The following is a 9,937-nucleotide window of genomic DNA, read 5'->3' on the forward strand; positions in this document are numbered from 1 at the left end:
GCCGGGAAAGCCTCGCTGCCGAGCATGGCTCGGCACTACAGGTGAGGCTGTAACGGTGAAGCTCCTTGCCGGGCATGGCTCGGCAACACAAGTGAGGAATCCCCGGTAAAGCCCCTTGCCGAGCATGGCTCGGCACTACGGGGCTCCCCTTGCGCGTTGCGCGCAAGGGGGAAGGCAGTCAGAGAAACAGATCCGGCATCAATGGACGCGACGGGTCCATCGCATAACCCGACAAATCGGTGATGCCGGCCTCAGCCAGCACCTCGTCATCCAACAGGAACTGCCCGCTGAACTCGGCCGCCGGCCGCGTCAGCACCGCATGGGCGGCATCCGCCATGATTTCCGGCTTGCGGCAACCACCCACGTCCACGCCAGGAATCATGTTGATCGCGTCGGTGGCGATCACCGTGCGCGGCCACAAGGCATTGACCGCCACGCCCTTGCGGCCGAACTCTGCTGCCAGGCCCAGGGTGACGAAGCTCATGCCCATCTTGGCCAGGGTGTAGCCGGTATGCGGGCCCCACCATTTCGGATCGAGGCTGGGCGGCGGCGCCAACGTCAGGATGTGCGGGTTGGGGGCCTGCAGCAGGTGCGGCAGGCAGGCCTGCGCGCACAGGAAGCTGCCGCGTGAGTTGACCTGCTGCATCAGGTCGAAACGTTTCATCGGCGTGTCCAAGGTGCCACGCAGCCAGATCGCCGAGGCGTTGTTGACCAGGATGTCGATGCCGCCAAAGGTGTCCACGGTTGCAGCTACTGCCGCATTGACCTGGTCTTCTTCGCGGATGTCGCACTTCAGCGCCAGACCCTGCCCACCCGCGGCATTGACCGCCTCGGCCGCGGTATGGATGGTGCCCGGCAGCTTGGGATTGGCGACCGCCGACTTGGCGGCGATGGCGACGTTGGCACCATCGCGCGCGGCGCGCAGGGCGATAGCCAGGCCGATGCCGCGCGAGGCGCCGGTGATGAAAAGGGTCTTGCCTTGCAAGCTGCTCATGCGCACTCCGGAACCGGTAAGAAAGCTGTCCGCATTATGCAGATACCAGCACCCACGCACAGTCCCGCCGCTTTCCTGAGGCGCGACACTCAGGGTTCATATGGTTTGCCGATACTTGTGCACTATCGCGCAAGGATTCCCGATGAAGACACTGCACCTCGCTGCTCCGCTGCTGCTCGCCCTGAGCCTTGCGGCATGCCAGAAGCCACACCCCGCTGCCGAAGTTGCGTCGGCGACCAAGGATGTCACCGCGCAGACCACCGGCCTGGGCGAACAAGCCACCCGCATCGGCCCCACCGCCGTATGGACGGGATCGATTGAGGCCTGCCGCACCGACACCGCCGCCGACAACTGCCTGTTGCAGGTAATGCGCACCGCCGGCGCGTCACCTGTCGCACTGGCGGCTGCCAGCACCTTGTCCGCGCAGGGCAAGCCGGGCTATGTGACCGCATGGCAGGACGTCGAAGGCGTCGGCGTGGCCACGCTGGAATTCCCGTTCCGCGCCAATACCAACCAGGGCACCTGGCTGGTGGATGCCAATGGCCTGGCCATCGATGTGGACGAGGAAGTGCTGGATGACACGGCACGCGGTTCGGACGCCTACAAAGCCTTCTCCAGCAAGCATCCCGACTCTGGCCCGTTCGCGCCGGCAGTGGCCGCCGGCACCCAGGCCTTGCCAGACGGCGGTGTGCGCCTGCGCTACACCACACCGCTGCGCAGCTGCCATGCCTGCGCCGATGATGGCCATGTGACCATCGGCTACGACTTTGATGGCAAGCGCGGCTTCAAAGGCAAGCAACTGCTCGAGCTACGCTGAGAAAGCGCCCGTTGTCGCAGGGCAAGCACTTGCGCTCGGCACAGGCAGTGAAGCTCAATGCCGCCCGGGCGCAGCCATGCGCCGCGCATAGCGCTCCAGCAGCTGCGGCACGATGCGCCGGTGCACGGGTGCTACCGGCAACATGTACAGCCGCCCAAACGGCCGGTGCAGGTGAACCACGGTGCTCACCTGCAGCTGGCAGCCGTCGTGCCCGGGGCCAAGCTCTACTGACAGTTCGACGCGCAGGTGACGGTCGCTGTCGCCCAGTACCACGCCATCGCCCGTCAACGCCCGCACAGTGAATATCCCGAGCCTGTCGCCAACCGCCAGTCCTTCCGGTGCCTGCACCGGCACGCTGCGGATCGCGCCCAGGTGCTTCATTCCCAACAGGCGCATTCCGGCATTGCGCAGCCACATCAGGCCCTCGAACCAGGCCGGCACCTGCCGGGCGATATCCAGATAGGCCTGCACCGCACTGTCCGGCCGGCGCTGCAAACGCACCTCGGCCGCATGGGCGAAATGGCTGCCGGGCAACAGCGGGTGCAGCATCGCATCGGCACCTATCTCGACCTCGCATGCACGCCCAATACGGTTCAAGGCTTGGGTCCCTGCCCCTCGTTGTCTTCCCAGTGCAGGATGCGACGGGTGACAAAACGATAGACCGGCTTGCCTGTCGCAAACCAAAGCTCGCGTATCCATGAGTGCCGTTTTAGCAGGCGCAGCTCCACCGGGGTCAATGCCTGGCGGCAGTACATGCGCTTGTGCTTGAGCAGGTGACGCAGGTCCTCGCGCGCCAACAGCCGCATCCAGCGCGAACGCGGGTTGCCGCACACGGCCAGCTGGAAGTCGATCAGCGCCGGTGAACCATCCTCGCGTACCAGCCAATTGGCCTCCTTGGCCAGGTCGTTGTGGGCGATGCCGTGGCGGTGCACGCGTTGCAGCAGGCGCCGCGCCGCGCGGAAATAGCCCACGTCGCCATGCGGCGGGCGCTGGTACATGGCCGCGCCCTCCATGAAGCTGCGGTCCAGCCAACGCCCATCCCAGGCCAGCAACCGCGGCGTCGCCTCCATGCCGGCAAGCTTGGCCAGCGCGCGCGCTTCGCGCCGCGCCAGCCACCACGCAGGCAATCGCAGCCACCAGGGCGTCGCCCCGAGGTCTCGGCGCACGAAGCGTCCGTTGGGGCCTTCCATCAGCAGGATGCGCCCGAAGCTGTCTGCTTTGAGCGCGGCAACGGTAGCCGGTGAGGATTCAGTCATCACAATAGTCTAGTCGCCACGCTGGCATTCACCGAACGGCATCGCAGGTGAACAGGCCACCGCACATTCCACTGAACCTCCACCGCTGCCATCGGTCTGACTCGGGCTTCCCTTTATAATCGGCCGATGAATTCTTCCTGGATCGACGCCACGCTTGCGTGGATCGCCGCCCATCCCGTCCTTGCTGGCCTGGCGATCTTCGCCATTGCCTTCTGCGATGCCGTGATCATCCTTGGCGCCATCGTGCCGGCCCTGCCGCTGATGATCGCGGTAGGTGTATTGATCGGCATGGGCGAGCTGTCCGGCCCCTATGCGGTGATATGTGCAACCTTGGGCGCCTTCGCCGGCGACGGCTTGAGCTATTGGGTGGGCCGCCGCTGGGGTGATCGCCTGCGCGGCGTCTGGCCGTTCAGCCGCTACCCGCAACTGCTCGACCGTGGCGAGTTCATGTTCCGCCGCAATGCCTTCAAGAGCATCCTGATCGCCCGCTACGTAGGCGCCATCCGGCCCTTCGTGCCAGCAATCGCCGGCATGGCCAACATGCGCTTCAGCAGCTATCTCAAGGCCAGCGGCCTGGCCTGCCTGTCCTGGGCGATCCTGTTCCTGCTACCCGGCTGGGCGCTGGGCCAGGCCTATGACGCCGTGGCGGCGGTGGCCGGGCGCCTGTTCCTGGTGATTGCCCTGCTCGGCACCTTGCTGGGACTGGTCTGGGCCATCGTGCTGTACAGCTACCGCTGGTCGGCGGCACGCATGGACGGATGGCTGGCCCGGCTGCTGGCCTGGTCACACCGCCACCCGCACTTCATCGGCCATTCGCTGAGCGACCTGTTCGACCCCAAGCGTCGCGAATCGGTGCCGCTGGCGATGCTGGCGCTGATGCTGCTGGTGCTGGGTTGGGGCTGGTTCGCGCTGCTGATGGTGGTGGTGGGACATGGCGAGCCGCTGGCGCTGGACCTGGCGGTGCACCGGCTGATGCTGGCCCTGCGCAACCCGCTGGCGGACTATCCAATGGCGGCGCTGGCCTCGCTGGGCGATTGGCAGGTGCTGTTGCCGGCGATTGCCGCGGGCATGGGCTACCTGGCCTGGCGGCGGCGCTGGATGGCGGTCTTCCATTGGTTGGCGGCGCTGGCTTTCGGCCTGGCCCTGACCAAGCTGCTGGGCGCCACCGTCGATGTGGTGCGGCCGCCGGCCGCGAGCAGCGGGTTTGGTTTCCCGTCGGTGGCAGTGACCATGGCGACCATCACCTTTGGCTTCTTCGCCGTGCTGATCGGCCGTGAACTGCCAGGACGTACCCGCGTCTGGCCGTACCTGCTGTCTGGCGCGGTGGTCACCGTGATCGGCTTTGCCCGCATCTATCTGGGCGCGCACTGGCTCAGCGACGTGATCGGCGGCATGTTGTTCGGCGTGTTCTGGCTGTTGGTGCTGGGCGTGGCCTATCGGCGCCGCTTCAACCGCTCGTTCTGGGTCAAGCCGGTAGCCTGGCTGTTCTATGGCGTGTTCGTGATTGCCGGGCTCTGGTATGCCCCGCGCAACGTGCCGGCCAAACTGGCCAAGTTTGAGCCTGCGGCCGCCAGCATCGTGCAGATGGACGCCTCGCATTGGTGGCAAGCGGGTTGGCGCGAGCTGCCGGCACGCCGCAATGATTTCGATGATGACCAGCGTTGGCCGCTGGACGTGCAGGTGGCCGGGCCGCTGCCCGCCCTGCAGCAGCAGCTCGAACGCAATGGCTGGAACCGGCAACCACAGGCGGGCTGGCAGCAGGCGCTGATGATGCTGGACATGAAGGCCACGCCGCAGCAGGTACCGGTATTGCCGGCAACGCTGGACACCAATGTCGAGGCACTGCTGATGCTGCGCCCCGGCGAACGCCCGGATGAGGTCTACGCCCTGCGGCTATGGCCCTCTTCGGCCCGTCTGCAGCCGGGACAGGCTCCGGTGTGGCTGGGCAGCGCACAGACCCTGCGTTACCAGCGCCACCTCAAGTTGTTCGGAATGTGGCGGCCGCTGCGTGGGGTAGACCCCGCGCTGGATGCACTCAAGCAGTCGCTGGATGGCGTTGAAACCCAGCAACAGGTGCAGCCGGAAACCGGCTTGCCGTTGTTGATGATCCGCGCCGAACCAACACCATGACAACGTAGTGCCGAGCCATGCTCGGCAAGAGGGGCGTTCCCCGCGACACGTCAGTGCGGTAGTGCCGAGCCATGCTCGGCAGGAGGCATTATCGGGACAGCTCCTGCCGAGCATGGCTCGGCACTACGACCGCGGACCGCGTTGCCCGCTCACGCCGCTCCTGCAACTCGGCTACAGATCGCCCTCGATCGGCACGTCCAACTCGGGGATCCACTCCAGCAAACGATCCAGGCGCCGCTGCGGATCGTTCTCCTGCAGCAGCTGCAACCGCTGCGTTTCACGCAGCGGCAATAGTTCGGCCAGGCGCCAGCCCACCCACGCCGCCTGATCCAGCTGCGCCGGACCGGCAGTCGTGTACTCGCCACCAATCTGTTCGATGATGTGCTCCAGAACCGTGCCCAGCAAACCGTGCTCGGGCTGCAGTTCGTCATCACTGTCGCGCTCGCACCACTCCACGTCGGCCATCACCAGGCCGTTGTCACGCACGTGGCTTGCACTCACATGGAAGCGCCGCGCACCGCGCAGTCGCAACACCAGGATGCCGTCCGCACCGACATCGAAATCCTCGACCACTGCCTCCACCCCCCATGCAGCAGGGATCGCCGGCGCACCCACTTCTTCACCCTCCAGGATCAGGCACACGCCGAAACTGCTGCCGCTGCGCCCACATTCGCGCACCAGGTCCAGATAGCGCGGTTCAAATACACGCAGGCTCAAGGTCGCACCGGGCAGCAACACCGCGTGCAGGGGAAACAGGGCAAGACTGAGCAATTGCATCATCCGGGTAACGTTTCAGCAGACGCCCTGATGGTACTCCACCGCATCGAAGCGACCATTCATCGCGTGCCGCAGCCGCCGCTGCAGCGCCGGGTTGCATGCAACCCGGCCTGCCTCATCAACTGCCCTGCAGTTGCGCCAGGAAACGTCGCGGTGCGCCATCAAAACCGCCGTTGGACATGAACACCACGTGGTCGCCAGCACGTGTGACATTGCCGAGCTCGCTCAGCAATGCGTCCGTATCGGATACGGATTGCGCATCCCCACGCACGGCATCGATCACCCTGGCAGCATCCCACGGCAGTTCCGGACGCGCCAGGAACACCACCGCATCGGCAATGTCCAACGACGGCGCCAGCGCCTGCGAATGTGCGCCCAGGCGCATCGAGTTGCTGCGTGGCTCCATCGCCACCACGATGCGTGCCTCACCCACCCTGGCGCGCAGCCCTTCCAGCGTGGTGTGGATCGCTGTCGGGTGATGGGCGAAATCATCGTAGATGGTGATGCCCTGCGCCTGGCCGATGACCTCCATGCGCCGCTTGACGCTGTGGAAACCCGCCAGGGCCGGCGCAACCTGTGCCGGATCCACGCCCACCGCATGCGCGGCTGCCAGCGCGGCCAGACCATTGAGCACGTTGTGCCGACCCAGCAGCGACCATTCCACCGTTGCCACTTCAACACCGCGATGCAGTACCGCGAAAGCGCTGCCGTCCTGCTGGATCAGGCGCGCGCTCCATTCCAGCGCCGGATCAAATCCAAACCGTTCGACCGGCGTCCAACACCCCATCGCCAGCACTTCGGCCAGATAGGTGTCCTCACCATTGACGATCAGGCGGCCACGGCCCGGTACGGTGCGCACCAGGTGATGGAACTGACGCTGGATCGCAGCCACGTCCGGGAAGATGTCGGCGTGATCGAATTCCAGGTTGTTGAGGATGGCGACCAGCGGACGGTAATGGACGAACTTGCTGCGCTTGTCGAAGAACGCGGTGTCGTACTCGTCAGCTTCCACCACAAAAAGCGGTCGACTTGAACCTGATCGATCCGAAAGGATCGACGCGTCCTCCCCTTCCCCCGCCGGGGGAAGCTGCCCCGCAGGGGCGGATGAGGGTAAGACCTTGCCCGCAACCTCGACCAGCGACCGTCCCAATCGCGCCGACACCCCGAAATCCTCGGCCACGCCGCCGATCAGGAAGCCCGGCTCACGTCCTGCGGCCTGCAACAGATAGGACAGGATGGTGGTGGTGGTGGTCTTGCCGTGGGTACCCGCCACAGCCAGCGTGTCACGACCGGGCAGCACCCGTTCGGACAGCCATTGCGCCCCGGAGGTATAGCGACGGCCTGAATCGAGCACAGCCTCGACCGCAGCATTGCCACGCGAAAGCGCGTTGCCCACCACTACTTCGTCGCAATCCGCACTGATATTGGATGGCAGGTAGCCCTGCGACAGGCGGATACCCAAGGTTTCCAATTGCGTGGACATCGGCGGATAGACCGCCTGATCGCTGCCCTCGACCTGATGACCGAGTTCGCGGGCCAAGGCGGCCACACCGCCCATGAAAGTGCCGGCAATGCCGAGAATATGGATCTTGCTCATTCACCGATTGTCGCCGATGCGTCGATCCAGGGGTATCCGGAGCAACTCCCAGCTGTACCCCTAATCACATGTAGGGGATTCCCCGATACCGTCACACGACATTCACACTGAAAATACGTGACGCCAGCCTCAGTATCCCTCAGGTCCTACTCCCCAAGAGGCCATCCCCAGGGAGCTCATGCTGATGGGGCCGTGAGCACGCCCTTAGCTGGCTTTTATAAGCGAAACGCCCGGATCCAGTGCATGGATCCGGGCGTTTCCGTATGCGCGGCGGCCTTCGCTGACACGCAGACGGCCGTGGCGGTCACCCGCCACAGCCGGACATCCTCAGCGCTTGGTCGCCGCCAGGATGCGGGCCAGCACTTCGTCCAGCGCGCCAACGCCATCGACGCGGGCCAGGGTGCCCTTGGCGGCGTAGAAATCGATCACCGGCGCGGTGGAATCGTTGTAGACCTGCAGGCGCTGGCGCACCGATTCCGGGTTGTCGTCGGCGCGGCCCTGCTCCTTGGCGCGGCCGGCGATGCGCTCGACCAGCAGTTCGGTCGGCACGTCCAGCTGCACGATGGCATCCAGCGGCTGGTTCAGCTTGGCCAGCAGTTCACCCAGTGCATTGGCCTGGGCCACATTGCGCGGGTAACCGTCCAGGATGAAACCCTTGGCGGTATCGGCCTGGGACAGGCGCGACTCCAGCATGCCCAGCAGGATGTCGTCGGACACCAGGTTGCCGGCATCCATCACCGCCTTGGCCTGCTTGCCCAGCTCGGTGCCGGCAGCCACTTCGGCGCGCAGCAGGTCACCGGTGGAAATGTGCGGAACCTGCAGTTGTTCCTTCAGGCTCGTCGCCTGCGTGCCCTTGCCCGAACCGGGCGGTCCCAACAGAACCAATCGCATTCCTGACTCCCATATGTTTGAGGTAACGGGACGGACAGCGGCGTTAGACTCATGGGCCGATTCACGCTGCACCGCAATATGTGCAGCTTACCGCATCCGGCCAATGTCCCGGAATGTCCCCCGCTCTGGAGAGTATTGCCCATGTCCAAAGGCACCTTGCTATATGCCCAGTCCGGCGGCGTCACCGCCGTCATCAACGCCACCGCCTCGGCCGTCATCAGCGAGGCAAGATCGAAGAAAATCAAGGTGTTGGCTGCACGCAACGGCATCCTCGGCGCCTTGCGCGAGGAGCTGATCGATACCTCGAAGGAGTCTGCCGCCAACATCGCCGCGCTGGCCCACACCCCGGGCGGCGCGTTCGGCTCGTGCCGCTACAAGCTCAAGTCGCTGGAGGCCGACCGCGCCAAGTACGAGCGCCTGCTGGAGGTGTTCAAGGCGCATGACGTGCGCTGGTTCCTCTACAACGGTGGCAATGACTCGGCCGACACTGCGCTGAAGGTCTCACAGCTGGCCAAGGAGTTTGGCTACCCGCTGACCTGCGTAGGCGTTCCCAAGACCATCGACAACGATCTGGCGGTCACCGATACCTGCCCTGGCTTCGGCTCGGCGGCCAAGTACACCGCCATTTCGGTGCGCGAGGCGGCGCTGGATGTGGCGGCGATGGCCGAAACCTCGACTCGCGTCTTCATCTACGAAGCGATGGGCCGCCATGCCGGTTGGCTGGCCGCCGCTGCAGGACTGGCTGGCGAGAACCCCGATGACGCGCCGCAGATCGTCCTGTTGCCGGAGCGTGCCTATGACGAGTCGGTGTTCCTGGCCAAGGTGAAGCAAGTCGTTGAGAAGGTCGGTTTCTGCGTCGTGGTGGCCAGCGAGGGCATCCATACCGCCGACGGCCAGTTCGTCGCCGATGCCGGCGGGGTCAAGGATTCCTTCGGCCACACCCAACTCGGCGGCGTGGCCTCCTACCTGGCCGGCAAGGTCAAGGCCGAGCTCGGCTACAAGGTGCACTGGACCTTGCCCGACTACCTGCAACGCTCGGCCCGCCACATTGCCTCCAGGACCGACTGGGAACAGGCGCAGGCGGTGGGCAAGGCAGCGGTGCAGTTCGCGCTGAAGGGACAGAACTCGGTGATGCCGGTGATCGTGCGCAGCTCCGACGTACCGTACCGCTGGAAGATCGAAGCCGCGCCGTTGTCCAAGGTAGCCAACCACGAGAAGAAGATGCCGGCCGGCTTCATCCGCAAGGATGGCTTCGGCATCACCGAAAAAGCACGCCGCTACCTGCAGCCGCTGATCCGTGGCGAAGCGCCGCTGCCGTATGGCCGCGATGGCCTGCCCAAGTACGTGACGTTGAAGAACATCGCCGTAGCCAGGAAGCTCCCGAGCTGGGAAGCCTGAGCAGGCAATGTAGTGCCGAGCCATGCTCGGCAGAGGCTCCACCGGTAACGCCTCAGCCGAGCATGGCTCGGCTCTAC

General features: G+C 65.3%; 9 protein-coding genes. 3 read left to right on the plus strand and 6 right to left on the minus strand.

Features of this window, described 5'->3' with window-relative positions; all coding sequences use genetic code 11:
- Nucleotides 1–178: 178 nt before the first annotated feature.
- Nucleotides 179–994, minus strand: a complete 816-nt coding sequence (locus RT131_RS14510) for an NAD(P)-dependent oxidoreductase (RefSeq protein ID WP_313173505.1) — start codon at nt 992–994, stop codon at nt 179–181.
- Nucleotides 995–1,136: 142 nt separating this feature from the next.
- On the opposite strand from RT131_RS14510, the gene RT131_RS14515 reads away from it, so the two are divergent.
- Nucleotides 1,137–1,811: a hypothetical protein gene (locus RT131_RS14515; protein ID WP_313173506.1), complete on the plus strand. Its 675-nt coding sequence runs from the start codon at nt 1,137–1,139 to the stop codon at nt 1,809–1,811.
- 54 nt (nt 1,812–1,865) lie between these two features.
- Here RT131_RS14515 and RT131_RS14520 read toward each other — a convergent pair whose 3' ends face one another.
- The gene (locus RT131_RS14520; protein WP_313173507.1) at nt 1,866–2,408 is read right to left on the minus strand and encodes a DUF2867 domain-containing protein; all 543 of its coding nucleotides are present in this window, start codon (nt 2,406–2,408) and stop codon (nt 1,866–1,868) included.
- Nucleotides 2,405–3,067, minus strand: coding sequence for a serine/threonine protein kinase (locus RT131_RS14525; protein WP_313173508.1), 663 nt, complete (start codon nt 3,065–3,067; stop codon nt 2,405–2,407). The genes RT131_RS14520 and RT131_RS14525 overlap by 4 nt, the downstream gene beginning before the upstream one ends.
- Nucleotides 3,068–3,193: 126 nt before the next feature.
- On the opposite strand from RT131_RS14525, the gene RT131_RS14530 reads away from it, so the two are divergent.
- Nucleotides 3,194–5,197 carry a bifunctional DedA family/phosphatase PAP2 family protein gene (locus RT131_RS14530; protein ID WP_313173509.1) on the plus strand — a complete coding sequence of 668 codons (2,004 nt, stop codon included), beginning with the start codon at nt 3,194–3,196 and terminating at the stop codon, nt 5,195–5,197.
- Nucleotides 5,198–5,368: 171 nt separating this feature from the next.
- On the opposite strand, the gene RT131_RS14535 is transcribed toward RT131_RS14530, so the two are convergent.
- The 3 genes from RT131_RS14535 to RT131_RS14545 form a co-directional block, all read right to left on the minus strand.
- Nucleotides 5,369–5,977 carry an LON peptidase substrate-binding domain-containing protein gene (locus tag RT131_RS14535; protein ID WP_313173510.1) on the minus strand — a complete coding sequence of 203 codons (609 nt, stop codon included), beginning with the start codon at nt 5,975–5,977 and terminating at the stop codon, nt 5,369–5,371.
- A gap of 115 nt (nt 5,978–6,092) precedes the next feature.
- The gene (gene mpl, locus RT131_RS14540; protein WP_313173511.1) at nt 6,093–7,571 is read right to left on the minus strand and encodes a UDP-N-acetylmuramate:L-alanyl-gamma-D-glutamyl-meso-diaminopimelate ligase; all 1,479 of its coding nucleotides are present in this window, start codon (nt 7,569–7,571) and stop codon (nt 6,093–6,095) included.
- 327 nt (nt 7,572–7,898) lie between these two features.
- Nucleotides 7,899–8,462, minus strand: a complete 564-nt coding sequence (locus tag RT131_RS14545) for an adenylate kinase (protein ID WP_313173512.1) — start codon at nt 8,460–8,462, stop codon at nt 7,899–7,901.
- A 141-nt stretch (nt 8,463–8,603) separates the two neighbouring features.
- On the opposite strand from RT131_RS14545, the gene RT131_RS14550 reads away from it, so the two are divergent.
- Nucleotides 8,604–9,860, plus strand: a complete 1,257-nt coding sequence (locus tag RT131_RS14550) for a 6-phosphofructokinase (RefSeq protein ID WP_313173513.1) — start codon at nt 8,604–8,606, stop codon at nt 9,858–9,860.
- Nucleotides 9,861–9,937: the final 77 nt, after the last annotated feature.

The sequence above is a fragment of the Stenotrophomonas sp. genome (assembly GCF_032066555.1).
Lineage (GTDB): Bacteria > Pseudomonadota > Gammaproteobacteria > Xanthomonadales > Xanthomonadaceae > Stenotrophomonas.

Excerpts from the sequence above, each read along its gene's own strand:
- RT131_RS14515 (WP_313173506.1), top strand. The coding sequence starts at position 1,137 with ATGAAGACACTGCACCTCGCTGCTCCGCTGCTGCTCGCCCTGAGCCTT.
- RT131_RS14545 (WP_313173512.1), bottom strand. The coding sequence starts at position 8,462 with ATGCGATTGGTTCTGTTGGGACCGCCCGGTTCGGGCAAGGGCACGCAG.
- RT131_RS14535 (WP_313173510.1), bottom strand. The coding sequence starts at position 5,977 with ATGATGCAATTGCTCAGTCTTGCCCTGTTTCCCCTGCACGCGGTGTTG.
- RT131_RS14530 (WP_313173509.1), top strand. The coding sequence starts at position 3,194 with ATGAATTCTTCCTGGATCGACGCCACGCTTGCGTGGATCGCCGCCCAT.
- RT131_RS14510 (WP_313173505.1), bottom strand. The coding sequence starts at position 994 with ATGAGCAGCTTGCAAGGCAAGACCCTTTTCATCACCGGCGCCTCGCGC.
- mpl (WP_313173511.1), bottom strand. The coding sequence starts at position 7,571 with ATGAGCAAGATCCATATTCTCGGCATTGCCGGCACTTTCATGGGCGGT.
- RT131_RS14525 (WP_313173508.1), bottom strand. The coding sequence starts at position 3,067 with ATGACTGAATCCTCACCGGCTACCGTTGCCGCGCTCAAAGCAGACAGC.
- RT131_RS14550 (WP_313173513.1), top strand. The coding sequence starts at position 8,604 with ATGTCCAAAGGCACCTTGCTATATGCCCAGTCCGGCGGCGTCACCGCC.